At 43.6% G+C, this 21,404-nt stretch carries 14 protein-coding genes; 2 read left to right on the forward strand and 12 right to left on the reverse strand.

From position 1 onward, the window contains the following. Window positions 1–108: 108 nt before the first annotated feature. The 8 genes from icmF to NON16_RS05005 form a co-directional block, all read right to left on the reverse strand. Window positions 109–3,369 carry a fused isobutyryl-CoA mutase/GTPase IcmF gene (gene icmF, locus NON16_RS04970; RefSeq protein ID WP_257347501.1) on the reverse strand — a complete coding sequence of 1,087 codons (3,261 nt, stop codon included), beginning with the start codon at window positions 3,367–3,369 and terminating at the stop codon, window positions 109–111. A 62-nt stretch (window positions 3,370–3,431) separates the two neighbouring features. Next, complete coding sequence (locus NON16_RS04975; RefSeq protein ID WP_257347502.1) at window positions 3,432–4,088, reverse strand: TetR/AcrR family transcriptional regulator; 657 nt, start codon at window positions 4,086–4,088, stop codon at window positions 3,432–3,434. A 2-nt stretch (window positions 4,089–4,090) separates the two neighbouring features. Then, window positions 4,091–5,053 carry a methylmalonyl Co-A mutase-associated GTPase MeaB gene (gene meaB / locus NON16_RS04980; protein WP_257347503.1) on the reverse strand — a complete coding sequence of 321 codons (963 nt, stop codon included), beginning with the start codon at window positions 5,051–5,053 and terminating at the stop codon, window positions 4,091–4,093. 495 nt (window positions 5,054–5,548) lie between these two features. Further along, window positions 5,549–6,691 carry an acyl-CoA dehydrogenase gene (locus tag NON16_RS04985; RefSeq protein ID WP_257347504.1) on the reverse strand — a complete coding sequence of 381 codons (1,143 nt, stop codon included), beginning with the start codon at window positions 6,689–6,691 and terminating at the stop codon, window positions 5,549–5,551. Window positions 6,692–6,899: 208 nt separating this feature from the next. Beyond that, a complete protein-coding gene (locus NON16_RS04990; RefSeq protein ID WP_257347505.1) occupies window positions 6,900–8,042 on the reverse strand; it encodes an acyl-CoA dehydrogenase in 1,143 nt (380 codons plus the stop codon). 23 nt (window positions 8,043–8,065) lie between these two features. Then, entirely contained in the window at window positions 8,066–8,917 is an 852-nt protein-coding gene (locus NON16_RS04995; protein WP_257347506.1) for a 3-hydroxybutyryl-CoA dehydrogenase, read from the reverse strand. Between the two features lie 114 nt (window positions 8,918–9,031). Then, window positions 9,032–10,210: an acetyl-CoA C-acetyltransferase gene (locus NON16_RS05000; RefSeq protein WP_257347507.1), complete on the reverse strand. Its 1,179-nt coding sequence runs from the start codon at window positions 10,208–10,210 to the stop codon at window positions 9,032–9,034. Between the two features lie 762 nt (window positions 10,211–10,972). Next, window positions 10,973–13,105 (reverse strand): (Fe-S)-binding protein, encoded by a 2,133-nt coding sequence (locus NON16_RS05005; RefSeq protein ID WP_257347508.1) that lies wholly within the window; start codon window positions 13,103–13,105, stop codon window positions 10,973–10,975. A 272-nt stretch (window positions 13,106–13,377) separates the two neighbouring features. Between NON16_RS05005 and cls the strand changes: the two genes are divergently transcribed. Together cls and NON16_RS05015 are read left to right on the forward strand one after the other, a co-directional pair. Further along, window positions 13,378–14,562: a cardiolipin synthase gene (gene cls / locus NON16_RS05010; RefSeq protein WP_257347509.1), complete on the forward strand. Its 1,185-nt coding sequence runs from the start codon at window positions 13,378–13,380 to the stop codon at window positions 14,560–14,562. Between the two features lie 42 nt (window positions 14,563–14,604). Then, a complete protein-coding gene (locus NON16_RS05015) occupies window positions 14,605–15,333 on the forward strand; it encodes a ZIP family metal transporter (RefSeq protein WP_257347510.1) in 729 nt (242 codons plus the stop codon). A gap of 32 nt (window positions 15,334–15,365) precedes the next feature. Here the strand turns inward: NON16_RS05015 and NON16_RS05020 are convergent, their stop codons facing one another. The 4 genes from NON16_RS05020 to NON16_RS05035 all read right to left on the reverse strand — a co-directional run bounded on the left by NON16_RS05020 (window position 15,366) and on the right by NON16_RS05035 (window position 21,116). After that, a complete protein-coding gene (locus NON16_RS05020; protein WP_257347511.1) occupies window positions 15,366–16,133 on the reverse strand; it encodes an alpha/beta fold hydrolase in 768 nt (255 codons plus the stop codon). Window positions 16,134–16,469: 336 nt separating this feature from the next. Further along, the gene (gene argS, locus NON16_RS05025; protein WP_257347512.1) at window positions 16,470–18,137 is read right to left on the reverse strand and encodes an arginine--tRNA ligase; all 1,668 of its coding nucleotides are present in this window, start codon (window positions 18,135–18,137) and stop codon (window positions 16,470–16,472) included. Beyond that, window positions 18,134–18,568, reverse strand: coding sequence for a YwiB family protein (locus tag NON16_RS05030; RefSeq protein WP_257347513.1), 435 nt, complete (start codon window positions 18,566–18,568; stop codon window positions 18,134–18,136). The genes argS and NON16_RS05030 overlap by 4 nt, the downstream gene beginning before the upstream one ends. Window positions 18,569–18,986: 418 nt before the next feature. Then, window positions 18,987–21,116 carry a PAS domain-containing sensor histidine kinase gene (locus tag NON16_RS05035; RefSeq protein ID WP_257347514.1) on the reverse strand — a complete coding sequence of 710 codons (2,130 nt, stop codon included), beginning with the start codon at window positions 21,114–21,116 and terminating at the stop codon, window positions 18,987–18,989. Between the last annotated feature and the right edge of the window lie 288 nt (window positions 21,117–21,404).

The raw sequence follows: 21,404 nt of genomic DNA on the forward strand, positions 1-21,404 counted from the left end.
ATGCTATAGGTAGGCATCATTTTTTTAGCTTTGTTTTCATACGAAGAACCACCTCGGTCAGAAACTGAAAATCGAAGTGGTCCTTTTTATACGATTTGATGCTTTGTACTACATATTGCGGCGATACTTCCCGCCTACTTCATATAACGCACGTGTGATTTGTCCGAGACTGGCGTATTGGACCGTTGTCATCAATTCATCAAACAGGTTCCCACCGGATAACGCTACCTGCTTCAAACTACGCAATGCTTCCGTTGTTTGACCCTCGTGCTTTTGTTGGAATGCTTGTAAATTGTCAATCTGTTGTACCTTTTCCTCTTTCGTTGCACGTGCCAACTGAATGTTAAAGTCTTCTTCAGATGGTGGATTCGGATTCAGGTACGTGTTCACTCCAATAATTGGTAGTGTTCCATCATGCTTCTGCATTTCGTAATACATCGATTCTTCTTGGATCTTTCCGCGTTGATATTGGGTTTCCATTGCACCAAGTACACCGCCACGGGAATTGATACGTTCGAACTCTTGTAAAACGGCTTCCTCGACAAGGTCAGTCAGCTCTTCAATGATAAACGATCCTTGTAAGGAGTTTTCATTTTTAGCCAGACCGAGTTCCTTCGTAATGATCATTTGGATCGCCATCGCACGACGAACCGATTCCTCTGTCGGTGTCGTAATCGCTTCATCATAAGAGTTGGTATGCAGCGAGTTACAGTTATCATAAATCGCCATTAATGCCTGTAATGTCGTTCGAATATCGTTAAAATCAATTTCTTGAGCGTGTAGAGAACGGCCTGAAGTTTGGATATGGTACTTCAGCTTCTGACTTCGCTCATTCCCTTTATATTTATTTTTCATAATCGTCGCCCAGATTCGTCTCGCTACCCGGCCAATCACTGTATATTCCGGATCAAGACCATTACTGAAAAAGAATGAGAGATTCGGAGCAAACGTATCAATGTCCATACCACGGCTTAAATAGTATTCAACATACGTAAATCCATTCGCGAGTGTCAAGGCGAGCTGTGTGATCGGATTCGCTCCAGCTTCAGCGATATGGTAGCCGGAAATCGATACAGAATAATAGTTTCGAACTTTGTGGTCGATGAAGTACTGCTGGATATCTCCCATCAGGCGCAACGCGAACTCGGTTGAGAAGATACACGTATTCTGTCCTTGGTCTTCTTTTAAAATATCTGCTTGCACGGTACCGCGAACGACGGCCAACGTCTTTTCTTTGATATCGTTTGCTTCTTCGTCTGTCGGCTTACGACCATTTTCTTCCTCACAACGGTTAAGTTGCTGATCGATCGCTGTATTCATATACATCGCTAGGATAATTGGTGCTGGACCATTGATCGTCATTGAAACCGAGGTCGAAGGTGAGATTAGGTCAAAGCCGTCATACAGCTTTTTCATGTCCTCAAGTGTACAAATGCTTACACCACTTTCGCCGACCTTTCCGTAAATATCTGGACGGTAATCAGGGTCTTCCCCATATAACGTTACCGAATCAAACGCCGTACTTAAACGCTTCGCTTCCTCATCCTTCGAAAGGTAGTGAAAACGACGGTTCGTTCGCTCTGGTGTTCCTTCTCCGGCAAATTGACGTTTCGGGTCCTCTCCTTTTCTCTTAAAAGGAAAGACTCCTGCTGTGAACGGGAATCGACCAGGAACATTTTCAAGCATCGACCAGCGGATGATTTCTCCCCAGTCTTTATACTTCGGAAGTGCGACCTTAGGAATATTAAGGCCCGATAAGCTTCTCGTCTTCAATTCTGTGACAATTTCTTTATCCCGAATTTTAGTGACAAGCTGATCCTGAGTGTATTGCTCTTTAAGTGTATCCCATCCATCAAGGATTTCCTTCGTTTCAGGATAAATCTTCTTTTCATAGCCGCCTTTTAAATCAGTGAGTGTCTTGATCGTGATGTCACCGTTTTCAGTTGTTTCCCCAATGGCTTCAAGCGTCCCGTTGATCTGGTATACCTTTCTCGCTGTCTCAGATTGCTCTGCGACAAATTCATGATAGTTACGAACAGTCTGAACGATCTCGTTGAGGTACCCTGTTCGATCAGGTGGGATAATCATGTTTTGCTTTTCGACCTTCCCATCACTGTTAAAAGATGTCTTCCATCCGAGATCAAACTTTTCGTTCAACACGTTTACAAGGGCATTGAAAAGGATATTTGTTCCTTCATCGTTAAATTGGCTAGCAATTGTTCCGTATACTGGCATTTCATTAAGATCCTTATCAAAAAGCATTCGACTGCGTTGATATTGTTTCTTTACATCTCTTAATGCGTCTTCGGAACCTTTTCGATCAAATTTATTGATGGCAATCAGGTCAGCATAATCAATCATATCGATTTTCTCAAGCTGGGAAGGTGCACCGAATTCACTTGTCATCACATACATTGATGCATCTGATATTTCCGTGATTTCTGCATTCCCTTGCCCAATGCCGCTTGTCTCGACAATTATCAGGTCATAGCCTGCTGCTTTTACGACCGCTAATGCATCTGAAATTGATAGGGATAGCTCTGTTTTCGAGCCTCGTGTTGCGAGACTACGCATATAAACTCGCGGGGAGTGGATCGCATTCATTCGAATCCGGTCACCGAGGAGTGCCCCACCCGTCTTTTGCTTAGTTGGGTCGACAGAAATGATCGCGATCGTCTTATCCTCGTACTCCGTTAAAAAACGGCGCACTAATTCATCGGTTAATGAGCTTTTTCCAGCTCCTCCAGTACCTGTAATTCCGAGCACAGGAACGTCATGCGCCATTTCCTTCATCTTTGTAAGGGCCTTTTCTGCTGTAGCTGCCATTTCATTTACGGCTTGCCGTTGATTTTCTGCAACGGTAATTAGCCTTGCTACTGCCCCTGGCTCGCGAGTTTGCAACCGATCCATTTCATCATTTAGCTGGGTGTAGGTCGGGAAATCACAATCTTTGATCATCCCATCGATCATACCTTGTAGTCCAAGTTCACGACCATCATCTGGTGAGAAAATGTGAGCAACACCATATTCATGCAGCTCTTTAATCTCCTTAGGGATGATTACTCCACCACCGCCTCCATAGACACGGATATGGGAAGCATCGTGTTCTTTGAGCAAATCGATCATATATTTAAAATATTCGACATGGCCGCCTTGGTAGGATGAGATCGCAATTCCTTGCACATCTTCTTGAATCGCAGCCTGAACAACTTCGTCAACGGATCGGTTATGCCCGAGATGAATGACTTCCGCTCCGCTTGCTTGAATAATTCTTCTCATAATGTTGATGGAAGCGTCGTGTCCATCGAACAAACTAGCAGCTGTGACAAAACGAACATGGTTCTTCGGTTTGTAAATTTCTGTTTGCATCTGCCTTTCTCCTTTCTGTGAAAAAACGTTAGTTCCGTTTTTGTACGAGCCATTCAGATCCCCTACACCGAGCTTTTCTCTGTTTCTGTCTGAGTCCGCCCCAAATCAATTCCGTGCATGAGCAATTGAATTTGCAGCTCGGTGTATTCTTCGAGTGTATATTCTTTCTGTAATACCCAGCGCCGGAATGTCCACATCTGTCCTTGGATTAAAATGTTGTGGGCCAATAGACTGACTTCCTTTTTAGAAAGTGATAAATGACCTGCCTCCACTGAGCGCTGAATCAATGCTTCAAACATCCCAGTCATTTCGATCTCTTTTCGCAAGACATAAGGCAATGCCTCATTGGAAAGAGACTTTACTTCCTGATACATGACAAGAACCTCATCCTGCATCTCATCTACTACTTTAAAATACGCAGCGATCGCTTCTCTGAGCCTGTTCATACCTGGCTGATCCATAACGATCTCGCTTTGTAGGCGAGTACGCACTTCGTCGTAAATTGAATCACATACGAGGTAAAGAACATCTTCTTTCGTGCGGATGTATTCATACAGCGTCCCTATACTGAATCCTGCTGCTTTTGCAATTTCTCTCGTTGTCGTCCGGTGAAACCCTTTATCCTTAAAAAGGGTAACGGCTGCTTTTACCATTTCCTCACGACGTTTTTGAATGAGCTTCTCGTCTTTAACTAACGACGGTACATTTTTTTTACCCAACCTCATCCCTCTCTCGTGTTGGTATCGTTTCGAACTGAGCTTTTCCATTCCGATAAAATATTTCCGGCTGCTGTATAGGGATCGATTTCCCCCGAGCGAACCTGGTCTCTCCACTTACCATGCTGGTACTTCTCTTCAACCTCTTTCACGAGCTCATAATGTACAACCTCAAGAACTTCCTGCTGAAGGATTCGGTTCCGCTTACGCTCACCTTCACCACTTTCCTGAAGATACTCCTCATGCTTCTCAACTTGTTCCCAAACCTCTGCCAATCCTTTGTTCTCAATTGAAATGGTCTGAACGATTGGAGGACGCCATGGTGAATCGTGTTTAACAAGATCGAGCATACCTTCTATCTCAGTCATCAATTTAGATACTCCTGGTAAATCAGCTTTATTAATAATAAATAGGTCGGCAATTTCCATAATTCCCGCCTTAAATACTTGAACGACATCGCCGCTTCCAGGATTTAATACGACAGCCGTTGTATCAGCGATCTTCATGATGTCAAGCTCCGACTGCCCAACGCCAACGGTTTCAACGAGAATAACGTCAAACCCATAGGCATCCATTACACGAACCGTTTCTTTTGTCGTTCTAGCAAGACCACCAAGACTACCACGGGTCCCCATACTACGAATGTACACACCTGGATCTGTAAAATGCTCCGCCATACGAACACGATCGCCAAGTAGTGCACCACCGCTAAACGGACTCGTCGGGTCAACCGCTACGATTCCAACCGTCATCTCTTTTGCACGCAAAAACTGTACAAACCGATTGACGAGCGAGCTTTTCCCCGCCCCAGGAGAGCCCGTTATTCCGATCACATGGGCTCCCTTGCGGTGAGTATGGAGATCCTGCAAGATGGTCAGCTTATCAGGATGATCGTTCTCTAGGTAGCTGATTCCTCTTGCCAATCCTCTTAAATCCTTGTTCACTATCCGTTCAGCGAGGGCGTGCATTCATGGTCCTCCTTACGTAACCTTGCTCTCAATTTTTGTCTAGCTCCAGCGCTCAGCCTCTCGCAGCACTTCAAACCCCCTGCGGCGGCCACAGCCTCCTCGGTGGTCCTCCAGTGTCCTTCGCGGCTACCCGGAGCGCTTGCGCTTTTCTTGTCTAGCTCCAGCGCTCAGCCTCTCGCAGCACTTCAAACCCCCTGCGGCGGCCACAGCCTCCTCGGTGGTCCTCCAGTGTCCTTCGCGGCTACCCGGAGCGCTTGCGCTTTTCTTGTCTAGCTCCAGCGCTCAGCCTCTCGCAGCACTTCAAACCCCCTGCGGCGGCCACAGCCTCCTCGGTGGTCCTCCAGTGTCCTTCGCGGCTAACAGAGCGCTTGCGCTTTTCTTGTCTAGCTCCAGCGCCCAGCCTCTCGCAGCACTTCAAACCCCCTGCGGCGGCCACAGCCTCCTCGGTGGTCCTCCAGTGTCCTTCGTGGCTAACAGAGCGCTTGCGCTTTTCTATCAATCAGCTAAAAGCATTCTAGAAATAACAAGACGTTGAATTTCATTCGTTCCTTCATAGATTTGAGTAATTTTCGCATCACGCATATAGCGCTCTACCGGGTAATCCTTCGTATAACCATATCCACCAAAAACTTGTACCGCTTCGGTTGTAACTTCCATTGCTGTATCTCCAGCGTAAAGCTTCGACATTGCAGATTCTTTTCCGTACGGAAGCCCTTCGCTTTCTCTCCACGCAGCTTGATACGTTAAAAGCCTAGAAGCCTCTATCTTTGTCGCCATGTCTGCTAGTTTAAAACCAACACCTTGCTGCAAGCCGATTGGTTTTCCAAACTGTTGACGCTCTTTCGCATAACTGACCGATGCATCAAGTGCACCTTGAGCAATTCCGACTGCTTGAGCAGCAATTCCGTTACGGCCGCCGTCAAGTGTTTGCATCGCAATTTTGAACCCTTCCCCTTCTTCTCCAAGACGGTTTTCAACTGGCACACGACATTCTTCAAAAATAATTTCAAGCGTAGGGGACGAACGGATACCCAATTTCTTTTCCTTTTTACCAAATGAAAAGCCTGGAGTTCCTTTTTCAACAATAAATGCTGTAATTCCTTTATGCTTGCTGTCCGCATCAGTAACAGCGAAGACAACATAAATCTCAGCATCGCCACCATTTGTAATAAAGATTTTTGAACCGTTGAGGATATATTCTTCACCCTCTAGACGAGCCGTTGTTTTCATTTTTGCTGCGTCCGATCCAGATCCAGGCTCTGTTAAACCATAGGCACCAAGCTTTTTTCCTTCCGCCATTGGACGTAGGAATTTCTGCTTCTGTTCCTCAGTTCCAAATTTATAAACAGGCCATCCAGCGAGAGACGTATGAGCAGATAGTGTTACCCCTGTTGAAGCACATACACGTGAAAGCTCCTCCACCGCGATGACATAACTTAAGTAATCAGATCCGATTCCACCATATTCTTCCGGCCAAGGAATCCCGGTAAGACCGAGCTCTGCCATTTGATCAAATAGCCCCCGATCAAAACGCTCCTCTTCATCACGTTCAGCCGCAGTTGGTTCTACTTCATTTTTCGCAAAATCACGAACCATTTTTCTTAACATTTGATGTTCGTCTGATAATTGAAATTGCATATTTCCCTCTCCCTTTTCAATGATGTCTAGCTGCAGCCCCCAGGTGTTCGAGGTCGCTTCGATTCTTCCACAAACACAAAAAGCGTGTTATGTTGCAGAATCTCCAGCGCTTGCACTAAAGCATAAGTGCAACTAAGGTAATCGCTAAAAAAGCTTGGCGCTTACCAAGTTTTCTTTATCACACCTAAACAGGGTGCTTCCGCTTTTTTTAGTTGTTCATTAGATGTTTACTAATAACAAGATGTTGAATCTCACTTGTACCCTCGTAGATTTCGCATACCTTTGCATCACGGAAAAGGCGCTCTACCGGATAGTCTTTCGTGTACCCATAACCGCCATGTACTTGCACCGCTTCAATTGCCGACTTCATTGCAATAGTAGATGAGAACAGCTTTGCCATTGAGGCTTCTTTCCCACATGGTTTTCTATTCGTACGTAAATCTGCTGCCCGGTAGGTCAGGAGCTTAGCTGCTTCAACCTCTGTAGCCATGTCGGCGAGCTTAAATCCAAGCCCTTGCTGCAATCCGATTGGCTTTCCAAACTGTTTCCGTTCCTTTGCATAATCAGTTGAATAGTCAAGCGCTGCTTCAGCAATACCTAATGCTTGCGCCGCGATGCCAATCCGTCCAACTTCAAGGTTAGCCATCGCAATTTTGAAGCCCATTCCCTCTTCACCAAGGCGGTTTTCGACAGGAATCTTTGCATCCTCGAAGTTTAGCTGGCATGTGTTCGAACCATTCAAGCCCATTTTCTTTTCCTTTTTGCCAATTTCGAATCCAGGTGTATCTTTTTCGACAATGAATGCTGTAATGCCACGACTTCCCTCATCTGGATCCGTTATCGCAAACACAATGTACGTATCCGCTTCTCCAGCATTCGTAATAAACACCTTTGAGCCATTGATAATGTAATGATTATCCTTCCGCACTGCCTTTGTTTTCAAGCTTGCTGCATCAGAGCCTGCCGATGGTTCTGTAAGACCGAACGCACCAAGATACTGCCCACCGGCTAGCTTCGGAAGGTATTTCTGCTTTTGTTCCTCAGTTCCAAAATAGAGAATCGGGTGTGTTCCGACCGACGTATGGACGGATAAAATAACACCGATTGTTGCACTCACACTAGAAAGCTCGTTGATTGCAATAATATAAGAAGTGAAATCCATTCCAGCCCCGCCATATTTCTCAGGAATTGGAATACCCATTAAGCCAAGTTCACCCATTTTGTTAATAACCTTTCGTGGAAACTCGTCTGTTTCATCCATCTTCTCAACGATTGGACGGATTTCTGTTTCCGCAAAATCTCGGACCATTTTCCGCATCATGTCGTGTTCGTCTTTAAAACGAAGGTTCATACTAATCCCCCTGGCTCAAGTATTTAGCTGTATTCGTAAAATCCTTTTCCTGTTTTCTTTCCGAGCCAACCCGCTTTCACGTACTTACGTAATAATGGACACGGGCGATACTTGTCGTCACCAAAACCTACATGAAGCGTTTCCATAATATAGAGACATGTGTCCAAACCGATAAAGTCAGCAAGTGTAAGCGGTCCCATTGGATGGTTCATTCCAAGCTTCATTACTTCATCAACTGCCTCAGGTGTAGCTACGCCCTCATAAACCGTGAAGATCGCTTCATTAATCATTGGCATTAACACTCGGTTGGAAACGAACCCTGGGAAATCATTTACCTCCACCGGAACTTTGTTCATTGACTTCGTCGCCTGTTCAATCGAATTGTATACCTCATCAGTCGTTGCTAGTCCGCGAATAATTTCAACAAGTTTCATAACCGGAACCGGATTCATAAAATGCATCCCGATCACTTTCTCTGGACGCTTTGTTACTGCTGCGATTTCTGTAATTGGAAGTGAAGATGTATTGGTTGCAAGAATCGTATGCTCAGGTACGATTTCATCTAATTTTGAAAATAGCTTGGATTTCACTTCAAGGTTTTCAACAATTGCTTCCACAACCAAATCTACATCGGAAGCATCCTCTAATTGTGTCGAAGGTGTAAGGCGATTGAGGATTACATCTGCCTCCTCCTTCGTCATTCGGCCTTTTTCAACCTGACGATTCAAGTTCTTCGAAATATGCCCCATACCTTTCTGGACAAATTCCACATCTAAATCATTCAAAACAACATTATAATGCGCTTGTGCAAATACCTGGGCGATTCCTGATCCCATCTGTCCTGCTCCGATTACCATTACTTTATTGATTCCCATCATTCTCCTCCTCCAAAGTTTTGAATCTCTGTTTTGCTAAGGGTTTAGTAAAGGAAGTTCGACTAAATCATCACGCCGTGTGATTCCGTCGAACTGACTCACATCGTGTGAGCCCTAAACCTGAACCATAACGGCATCACCCTGGCCGCCTCCACTACAAATCGCAGCAATACCGATTCCGCCTCCACGACGCTTCAACTCGTGGATGAGGGTAATGATAATTCTTGCTCCACTTGCACCGATTGGATGGCCAAGTGCAACAGCTCCGCCATTTACGTTTACCTTTTCAGGATCAAGGTCAGCAATTTGAGAGCTGGCAAGAGCGACAGCAGCAAATGCTTCGTTTACTTCAAAGAGGTCAATTTCCGATAGTGTTTTACCGGTTTTCTTAAGTAATTCATTTATTACCACACCCGGTGTTTGTGGGAAGTTTTCAGGTTCCATCGCAATTGCAGTGTGTCCAAGAATAGTAGCCATTACGTCTCTGCCTTCTTTTTTGGCACGTTGCTCCGACATGAGCACGAGTGCACCTGCACCGTCATTCACACCAGGAGCATTTCCTGCCGTAATCGTTCCATCTGCACCGAAGACAGGCTTTAATTTTGCTAATTGTTCAAGGTGGGTACCTTTCCGCGGTGCTTCGTCCTCATTGACGAGAACTGGCTCGCCTTTTCGTTGCGGTACTTCTACTGTGACAATTTCTTCCGCAAATTTCCCGTCACTGATTGCGGTTACCGCTCGTTGATGACTGCGGAATGCCCATTCGTCCTGCTGTTCACGGGTAAGGTTAAATTCCTTCGCTGTTGAGTTTCCGTACGTCCCCATATGGACACCTTTAAATGAACACGTTAGCCCATCATCGACCATCGAATCTTTCACTACGGCATCCCCCATTCGAAATCCCCAACGTGCTTTCGGCATAAGATACGGTGCATTGCTCATTGATTCCATTCCACCTGCGACAATGACCTCTTCATCACCTGCTCGGATGATTTGATCCGCCATTGTTACACTCCGCATTCCAGATGCACATACCTTATTGATGGTTTCTGTTTTCACAGCCCACGGGATTCCAGCATTGTTTGCTGCCTGTCTTGATGGGATTTGTCCCTGTCCTGCTTGAAGAACGGAACCGATAATCACTTCACCGACTTCCTCAGATGAAACTCCTGCTCGACTTAATGCTTCTTTTATCGCAATTCCACCAAGTTTTGAGGCTGATAACGAGCTTAATGCTCCGCCAAATTTTCCAAATGGTGTCCTTACACCACTGATGATGACCGTTTTACCCATTTTAAATATCCTCCTTTTAAAAAATGAAGTACAGATGAGGCGAATTCTCTCGAACGAACGCTCAATCGGCTATTAAGTAAAGGGATTGGCAGAACCGGGGATGATAATTCGACCATGAAATGTGATATTGTGGCCGCAATCATGTTAATTGGGACACGGAGTCTAATATCGACCACTGATGCAATTATTTCGACCACGAAATCAATTATATCGACCACTGATCAGAATATATCGACCACGCATCCTACTTTAGAACTATATTCGCTGCCAATATTAAGTCTGCCAGTTCCCATTTTATATGAAAATTGTAAGTTTGTTGCAGTGTTGTCTAGCTCCAGCGTCCAGCCCCTCGGATCACTTCAGTCCCCTGCGGCGGCGACAGCCTCCTCGAGGACCTTCCAGTGTCTTTCGGGGCTACCAAGGGCGCTTCCGCTTTTCTCTGTCTAGCTCCAGCGTCCAGCCCCTCGGATCACTTCAGTCCCCTGCGGCGGCGACAGCCTCCTCGGGACCTTCCAGTGTCTTTCGGGGCTACCAAGGGCGCTTCCGCTTTTCTCTGTCTAGCTCCAGCGTCCAGCCCCCTCGGATCACTTCAGTCCCCTGCGGCGGCGACAGCCTCCTCGGGACCTTCCAGTGTCTTTCGGGGCTACCAAGGGCGCTTCCGCTTTTCTTACACGTTAAGAAAGTATAAAAATACTTTCTATAGTATAAGCGCAACTAAAGCTCAGCCGGCGCCAAAGGCTTGGCTTTGCCAAGTTTTCTTTATTATTGAGCAATTTTTTGTTCCTGACCGATGACAGAACGTTCGAGAATCTCAACGACATCAAGCGTTTGGATACTATCCTCTACTTCTTTTGCTTTTGTTCCATCACTTAGCATGGTTAGGCAATATGGGCAACCGCTTCCGATCATAGTTGGATTCACTTCCATCGCCTGCTCTGTTCTTGCCACATTGACACGGTGACCTGCATCTTCTTCTGTCCACATCAATCCACCGCCAGCGCCACAACACATTCCATTTTGACGGTTGCGGTTCATCTCAACGACAGTAACACCCGGAATCGCTTTTAAAATATCACGTGGTGGTTCATATACCTCGTTATAGCGTCCGAGATAGCACGAGTCGTGGTAGGTGATTGTTTCATTGACTTCATGAGTCGGATTCAGGCGGCCTTCCTTAATCCACTGTGCTAATAATTCTGTATGATGGTGTACTTCAACACCCTCGAGCCCAAAGTCAGGATATTCATTTTTAAATGTGTTGTATGCATGCGGATCAATCGTTATGATCTTTTTCACATTATGCTTTTCAAATAACTCGATGTTTTTCGTTGCAATCTCTTGGAATAAAAACTCGTTTCCAATTCGACGAGGCGTATCCCCTGAGTTTTTCTCTTTGTTACCGAGGATCGCGAACTTGATACCTGCTGTGTTCATAATACGTGCCAGTGATAATGCGATCTTTTGGCTACGGTTATCATAAGAGCCCATGGAGCTGACCCAGAACAAGTATTCAAACTCTTCTCCACTTTTTTCTACTTCTTTTACAGTTGGAATGTGAACATCCTCATGTCCATCACGCCAGTTATCCCGCTCTTTACGGCTTAAGCCCCACGGATTACCTTGACGCTCAATGTTTTGAATAGCACGCTGACCATCGGAATCCATTTTTCCTTCTGTTAATACAAGATAACGACGCATATCAATAATCTTGTCGACATGCTCATTCATAACTGGGCATTGATCTTCACAGTTGCGACACGTCGTACAAGCCCAAATCTCTTCTTCTGTAATGACATCACCGATAAGGTCGATCGTATATTCAAATCCACCGCTGCCTTCTGCAGTAGCTGCAGTTTCTTCAATTCCTTGTCCTTTAGCTGCAGCAGCAATTTGATTCCCTTCCGTGCCCGCAAAAGCAAAACCTGGAACCCAAGGTGTACGTGAGGTTACCGCCGTACCTTTTTCAGTCAAATGATCACGGATTTTAATAATCAAATCCATTGGCGAAAGCATCTTCCCTGTTCCTGTAGCAGGACAAACATTCGTACAACGTCCACATTCTACACATGCATATAGATCGACAAGCTGTTTCTGGTTAAATTCTTCAACCTTCCCAACACCAAATGTTTCTTGGCTTTCATCCTCAAAGTCAATCGCCGATAGACGACCAACTTTATGTGTTCGTCCAAGAAAAACATTAATTGGACCAGCAATTAGATGGGCGTGCTTCGATTGAGGCACATACACTAGGAATGTTAGTAGGATTAAAAGGTGAACCCACCAAGATACGTAAAAGAGTACAGCGGCTCCGGTTTCGCCAACCCAACTGAATAAAAACGCAATTGAGCTTGCAACCGGTGCTGTCCAAGTGCCTTCTAGATCATGCCAAATGATTTCCATACCGTTTCCGAATAGTACAGATAACATTAAACCACCAATGAATAGCAAAACGAGTCCTGCTTTAAATCCTCGTTTTAATCGAACGAGCTTCTCAATATAACGGCGATAGAACGCCCAAACAACGGCAACGAGAATCATTAACGATATAATCTCCTGGAACAATGTAAATGCTGGATAAAGCGGACCTAATGGCAAATGCGAGCCAGGTGCTAGGCCTTTCCAAATCATATCGATCGCTCCGAATTGAACCATTAAAAAGCCATAGAACATCATGACATGGATGATTCCGCTTTTCTTATCTTTCAAAAGCTTTTTCTGACCGAATACATTCACAAGAATCGCATGTAGACGTTCTTTCATCGTATGATTAAATTCTGCCTTCTTTCCAAGCTTGATGTATTCGTATCTCGTTTTGACGACATAAGCAAAAAGATAAACTCCGTAAGCGGTTACAAAAAGAAACGCAATCCAATTAATGAGTAACAATGTATCCACTTTCTCAACTCCCTTCAGTTTTTCATGCAGTAATGGAATAATCCAACTAAATGATCTATTCTGAATGAAAATAATTTTCTGACACAATTATAGCACAAAATACACTGAATGAGCATTCAGTCAATGCTTTTTAATAAGAATTTTTTTCGCGGATCACTATTAATTGTTCAAAAAGTCTCTATTAAACAAATTCAAACAAGGAATTTTCATACATTAACGACATAAGGAGATACTACACTTAGTGAGTCTGGACGTTGGAGGTGTGGTAGAGCATGTGGATTGTTTTTGTCATTGTCGTTGGCCTTGTGATCTGGGCCGTTCTTGACTTTTATTTCGGAGGACAACGACATAAAATGGAAAAAGACAGGCTCTCCCTCTCACCTAAAAAAGGGAACGCCGAGTTTTTCTCCACTGGTGATCCTTTTTTCGCAAAGCTGTTTGAGGATTTAAAACAAGCAGAGTCCTTTATTTTTGTACAGTTTTATATTGTTCGTGACGATTTGATTGGAAAAGAAATGCTGCAAATTTTAAAGAAAAAAGCATCAGAAGGGGTTGAAGTATATTTACTTGTCGATTCAATTGGAAGCAAGCTCCCCACGAACACGGTTGACAAACTTAAGGATGTTGGTGTGTTTTTTGCCTATTCCCAACGTCCGAAATTGCCCTTTCTTTTATATTCATTAAACCGAAGAAACCACCGAAAACTTACGGTTATTGATTCGAAAATTGGATATATTGGCGGTTTCAATGTTGGTGTAGAGTACCTTGGCCGGGACCCCAAACTTGGTAAGTGGCGAGATTATCACCTTAGGCTTACAGGTGATGTGATAGAAAGTTTTCTCGAAATCATTTCATTTGATTGGAAAAAGGCGACGAAAGAAGACCTTTATCCACCGGTCCACAAATCTACAAACAGCAGTACGGAGCACTTTCAAATGGTTGCAACAAACGGGGCATATATCGAACATTTTTTCATGGAATTTATCGAGAAGGCTGAAAAATCCATTTTTATCGGCACACCCTATTTCATTCCTGGACCAAATTTGGTTAAGACACTGATCAAGGCGGTGAAACGCGGAGTAAGGGTCACCCTTTTAATCCCGATGAAGGCAGATCACCCTTTTGTAAAAGAAGCCGCATTTCCATATTTCTTGCCGTTACTGCATGCTGGTGCTGAAGTATATCGTTATTATCCAGGATTCTATCATGCAAAGGTATTGATGATTGATCGGAAGGTTTGCGATATCGGGACAGCGAACTTTGATAAACGAAGTTTTTATTTTAATGATGAAGTCAATTGTATTTTTGAATCACCTGCACTGATCAAGGAAATTGAAAAGGTGATTGCCTTCGATATAGAGGAGTCCGAACGATTAACATTGACTGATGTAGGGAATCGTTCCATATTACAGCGTGGTAAAGAAATAGTTGCTCTTTCGATTTCAAGGTTTTTATAATAAGATAAAGTTTTGTTGAAGTTTAAAAAGGAGGGAATGTCGATGTGGCTTGCCTTAGCAACAGGAGCAATCGCAGGCTCCTCCGTGTTTCTAGGAGCATTAACAGGCATATTTGTGAGACTTCGTGAAATGTACATTGCGGTCATTATGGCATTTGGTGCAGGAATACTTCTCGGAGCCTCCGTCTTTGAACTATTGACAGAATCCGTTGAAATGGGCGGTCTAATTTTCACCTCCACAGGCTTTCTATTGGGAAGCCTCATTTTCACTGGATTTAATCTTTATCTGGCCAAAAAAGGTGGACACAAGCGGAAAAGTTCGGACGTTAAGCCATCTGGACACTCTGGTAAAGCGATTCTTTTTGGTACAATACTCGATGCGATACCTGAGTCTGTAATAATCGGGGTGGCGATCCTTCAAAATGGCACGATCGGCTGGCTACTCGTGATTGCTGTCTTTATTAGCAATTTTCCGGAAGGTTTATCCAGCAGTGTGGGCTTAAAGAAGAATGGCTATTCCAATAAGAAAATTTTAGTGATGTGGGGGGTCGTTTGCATTCTTGCTGGTCTCAGCTCACTGGCGGGCTATTTTTTCTTTGAAGATACTAGCCCCCAAACAATTGCGATGATCAGCTCGTTTGCTGCAGGAGGAATCATTGCCATGGTGACAGATACGATGGTCCCGGAGTCCTTCCGTAAAGGGGGGCCGCTTGTTGGTTTTGTTACCTCACTCGGACTATTAACATCACTAATCCTAACGCACTTTCAATAAGGATCAACTAAGGCATTAAGTAATTTATAAGGTTATAAAACCTTCGCCTGAATGAAAGTATCGATCATATGGTTTAGTTGGTCCGATTTCCGCGTCGGGAGCTCATGAAAGGCATGCCGTACGATGGCGATGTTGGCATTTTTCAAATGGCGTTGATAGTCCGATGCATGGGCCCTCGTATAATGTGCAAATTGCCCATACATAGCTAGAAATGGGATGTCGATCATTGATAACTGATTTAAGCAGGAGTAAGTGAGGGCGGCTTGGTAAAAGTCGTGCCAATTCATCGGATCTGATCGAATCATCGATTGTACTAGATGAGCACGCTCTGTTTTTGTTTTGGCATGAGCAGTCCCAATAATATCCGCAAGCTGCTTAGGTGCAGTCTTCGTAAACCAAAGGCCGGCTTGAAATTCAAGTTTTAATAGAGAGGTTTTCACACGTGGAAATCCACCGCTTAATAAAAGGCTAAGTGATCGTTCTGGATGGGAAATGACAAAATGCTGTGCAACAGAACACCCAGCTGAATACCCTACAACGATTGCCTTTTCGACACCTAATTGATTAAGTACAGCGTGAAGTTCATCAGATAATGCTTCGATTGTAACCGGTTCCTCAAAAGTCGAGCTATATCCGCTACCACACATGTCGTAAGTGATCACACGATATTTGTCGGATAACACCTTTTGATTATGAAAAACAGCCTTGCCCATACCAGGTGGATGCAAGAAAACGATTGGTATCCCCTTTCCGGAGTCTGTATAACTTACCTTTCGATTATGTACAGAAATAATAGTCAAGGGGACCCTCTCCTTCTTCTCATTGGTGTTAGTCAGTTCATCATTAAAGGTACCACTGAAACGACAAATTTATACCTAAAGAATAGCGGAAGCGACCTCGAGCACCTAGGCGCTGAAGCTAGACATTACCTCTCTGTGGTAAATTTTTTATACTTTCTTATCCCTCAACAAAAAACGGGTGGCACTAGCATAGAGAACTGGGCATCATTCAATGCACACAATCCTCTATTCGGCCACCCATTTGCATGGATCTTCCTAAATTACATAAATAATCATCAGATGTAGATTTGACTTCCTATCTTCTGTTTAGTGACTTATCCATACATTCTTTACGTTCTACATTTTCTCTGGTGCAGAAACTCCGATTAGCTTCAGCCCGTTTTCAAGCGTATGCTGAACAGCCTTCATGAGCGCAAACCGAGCCTGACTTTGTTGTGGATTTTCATCATCCAGAACCCGTTCAGCATTATAAAAGCTGTGTAACGTCGATGCTAGTTCATATACGTAGTTCGTTATCCTGTGGGTAGTTAGAGTATGCGCAGCTTCGGCTATAGCTTCTGGAAATTCCCCCAGCTTTTTCAAAAGATCATATTCCTTTTCTGAGCGGATCGAAGAAAGGTCGACATCATCAAAGGAATACCCTTTTTCTTTTCCTTGGCGGAGCATACTGCAGACTCGAGCATGGGCATATTGCACGTAATAAACAGGGTTTTCATTCGAGCGTGATACAGCAAGGTCCATATCAAAGTCAAGGTGAGAGTCCGAGCTACGCATCGCAAAGAAATATCGTGTTGCATCAATTCCGACTTCCTCCATAAGATCTCTCAAGGTTACCGCCTTACCAGTGCGTTTACTCATTTTGACCTTTTGCCCATTTTGGAATAAGCTGACGAGCTGAATAATTTGTATTTCGAGCTGTTCGCGATTGTATCCTAGTGCTTCAAATGCTGCCTTCATTCGTGGAATGTATCCATGGTGGTCAGCGCCCCAGATATTAATTACTGTTTCAAAGCCACGTTGTAGCTTATCATAATGATAGGCGATATCAGGTGTCAGGTATGTGTAGGTACCATCATTTTTGATTAAAACTCGGTCTTTATCATCGCCAAAATCACTCGTACGGAACCAAGTCGCCGCATCTTTTTCATAGGTAACACCTTTTTCGTTCAGTAATTCAAGGGCCGTATCGATTTTCCCTGATGTATACAGGGATGTTTCCGAATACCACTCGTCAAATTCGACACGGAAATCAGCGAGGTCATCTTCAATCTTTTCAAGTTCCTTTTTTAGACCGAATTCACGGAAAAAGCGAAGTCGCTCTTCTTGGTTGAGTTCTAGATATTTGTCTCCATCCTTGTCCACAATTTCCTTTGCAAACCCAATGATATCTTTACCAAAATAGCCATCCTCAGGCATTGGAGCCTCTTTGCCGAGTTGTTCCAAATAACGCGATTCAATGGAAAGAGCCAGATTATGAATCTGGTTTCCTGCGTCATTAATATAATATTCTCTCGAAACTCGGTAGCCTGCTTTTTCAAGGATGTTGCAAAGTGTGTCGCCTACTGCTGCTCCTCGGGCATGGCCTAGATGCAGGCTTCCCGTTGGATTGGCTGAAACAAACTCAATCTGTACCTTCTTGTTGTTCCCTACATTCGTCGAGCCATATTCTTCAGCAGACTGGATGATTGCTGGGATTAAACCTGTCAAATAATGATTATCTAGATAAAAGTTAATGAAGCCCGGACCTGCAACCTCGATTTTCTCGATCGATGCTTTCGAACGGTCAAAATGCGCGACCAATTCTTCTGCAATTTGGCGAGGAGCTTTCTTTGCGATTCGTGCAAGCTGCATCGCCATATTCGTCGCGTAATCGCCATGATCCTTATTTTTTGGGAGCTCAAGAATAACTTCCGGCATCTCCTCCTTGGATACTAATCCTGCTTTAACGACTGCTTCACCAATTTCAATTTTCAACTTTTCTTTTACTTGTTCAACAATGTTCATGTCGATTCCCCTTTCAGCTTGATTGACAACTGGTGGCGTCCAGTCTTTTCCCCTTCAAACAGGACATCGTATTCGAGTGATAAGCTCCCCCGTTTGGTTCGCTCGTTCCAATCAAACTCCATCGTTTTCGTATCCATGGCGATCTGAATAGGGCCATAAACGCTTCCATATGTCCCGGCTGTCAATGTTCCTGGTATAAATTGCTGTCGCATCGATACTGCTCCACGTCTAATAATGGTCGCATCATCGTTCGTTATTTTAATGGTCGTGTTCACTTTGTCTGATTCGTTTATTTCCTCATCGTAACGTATGTATATAGCCGTTTCCTTCTCATAAAGGTTTCCAAGAGCGGAAAACTGAGTCTCTTCATTTTGCCCCGACTGATCTGAGATGGAATGAAACGTTACTGTAATGGGCGTAGAAGCGTCCAAGCTATTCACATCCCTTTTTTGATTCTTTTATACTTTCTTTACTCATTTAAAAAGGAGGACTGACTTCTGAAACAGCCATCACCTTTAACCTTGCTATTATAACAAAGAAAACTCAGCAAAGCCAAGCCTTGGCGTAGCTCAGCTTAGTCATCAATGAGATGGAACATGGACTTTACACTTGCACTATAAAACGTATTTTTATACTTTACCATTAAAAACCCTTACCTCTTTCAAGCAAGTCGGGAAAAAGGTAAGGGTTCCCTTGTTAAAATTGACATTTTGAATACCCGAGACTATTTTAGGAATCATTTGAGACAAACTCGGCGTTTTTTAGTCGGAATTCTGAGATATCAGCCGACCTCGGGATTTATCAGCTAAACACCAAGCTTACCAGCCGAACATCGTGTTCATAGGCTTATTAGATTGGCAGTAGGATGTCCACCCTCGTCCCTTTCTGTTTACTACTTGAGAACTCTATACTCCCCCCATGGTCCTTAATAATTTTGAAACTGATCATTAGCCCTAATCCAGTGCCCTTTTCCTTCGTTGTATAAAAAGGTTCTCCAAGCCTGGACAATATATGCTCTGGTACTCCGGGGCCCTCATCTTGAATCCTTATCAACAGCTGCCCTTCCTCCATTTTGGAACAGCTAATAACAATCTTTCCTCCGCCAGGCATAACCTCAATTGCATTTTTTATCAAGTTGATAAATACTTGCTTGATTTGATTTTCCTCACATTCAATCTCTGCACTTGCAGCGGTAAGATTTTCGACAAAACGAATGTTGTTCATATTCGCCTGTCCCTCGAGCAGTTTCAAGACATGACGAATCATCGAACCAATCTTTTTTCTTTCATAGCTAATACTTTGTGGTTTAGCCAACACAAGCAATTCACTAATAATTAGTTCAACACGATCTAATTCTGATAAAATAATTTGGTAATAATGATCCTTTGTACCAAGACCGAGTTTCATCATTTGAATAAAGCCTTTTATTGAGGTCAAGGGATTACGAATTTCATGGGCAACAGCCGCCGCAAGCTCACCTACGACCGTTAGCTTTTCAGACCTTCTCAACATTTCCTCCGACCGTTTCTCATCTGAAATATCTCGTAAGATTCCATACATTCCGATAATAATGTTGTCTACAATTAATGGAAATCCAACTACCGTGACGTCAATGATTTTGCCATCTTTTCGTTTCATTCTCTTCTCAAATTCAATGGCATTTCCTTGAAAGATCTCCGTGTATTTTTTTGAAACATCTGACTTATCTTCCGGTAAAAGGAAATTTCCATAATTCTTACCCAACTGTTCTTCACTCGTATAGCCGGTTATTTTTCTAATCGCTGGATTAACGCTAGTCAATTCGCCTTTTAGGTTGATCGAATAAATACCGTCGGGATTATGCTGAAATAGAGACTTGTATTTACGTTCGCTCTGCTGTAGAGAACGTTTCGCTCTGTTTTTCTCGGTTACATCACGAAAAACTGCAAGCACAAGCGTTTTCCCTTTGTCGATAATCGGGATCGACTTTCCTTCCATTTCAAGAATTTCACCATCCGGTCGAACAATCTTCATCGGAAACAATTTTTCAACACGGAGCCCCTCCATCACATATTGCACACGTTGACGTGAATCACTACGGTCATCAATATGGATAAATTCACTAATCTCTCTACCGATCACTTCTTGTTTATTTCTGAACCCAAGTGTGCTAACGGCTGCATCGTTTATATAAACAATTTGTTTCGAATCATGTAAGCAGATTGGATCTGGGGAATTTTCAACCAACTGCCGATAGCGATATTCAGATTCCTTAAGTGCCTCCTGCGCTCTTTTTAAGTCCGAGATGTTTCTAGCAATCCCATATGCACCCGCTAGTTTACCATCTATAAAAATCGGGAGGTGACGAAATTGAAACTCAATGTCTTCCCCAGACTTCGTTGTCAAGGTCATTTCAAAAGTAATCCGTCTCCCCTTCTTCACCTCATCCAAGCATGAGAGAGCATGGTGATCTTTTGAGGATAATAGATTCTCTACAAAGCATTTCCCTACCAGTTCTTCTTTCTTGTACCCAATAGTTGCAACAACCGCTGGGTTAACATCGGTAATCAACCCTTCTAAATCAATGGAAAAGATCGGAACCGAGTTGTGATAAAACAGGGATTCATATTGTTGGTAAGCGCGTTCATTCAACTGCATAAATAGCGGGTTTTCAGTGTCATTATCGATCCTTGTTAAGAGATCAACCCGGCCATCCCCCTTTACGAAATAACAAACAGACACATCCAGACCTAATTGATTGTGCTTTAATGCGACAGTATGATGCCACCTCCCATTATTTGCCGAGTTGAATTCTATAATCGGTAAAAAGTCTCTAACCTTCTGTCCAACTATTTCCCTGTTGTCTACCTCAAATAGATCCACCGCTGTTTGATTCACATAAGTAACTCTGGCATCACCATCTACCTGGATAAAACCATCAGATAGGCAGTCCAAGAGGCTTTGATTGAACTCTAATGTTACTGCTGACGTCCGTTCCACTATACACTTCTCCTTTAAAGGTTGTTCAAAAGGCAACAATGATACACTATGATTTTGATTCATCAACTTCTTGAACATTTCCTTTCACCCAAACTCTACTACCTAGTTATTTGACTTTGGAATTGATTTTCCTTCTATTGTCGAGATAACCAACATTTTTTACCACTTATTACTAGGAAATTTTCCCTATTGACGGATAAAACCACTTAGTAGTCCTGTTCCTTTCACCTGAGAAATGATAAAGGCTGGCTCTTACGGAGACCCCTTCTCCCCACTTTGGGTAGTACA

The organism is Pseudalkalibacillus decolorationis (assembly GCF_024609785.1).
Lineage (GTDB): Bacteria > Bacillota > Bacilli > Bacillales > Fictibacillaceae > Pseudalkalibacillus > Pseudalkalibacillus decolorationis.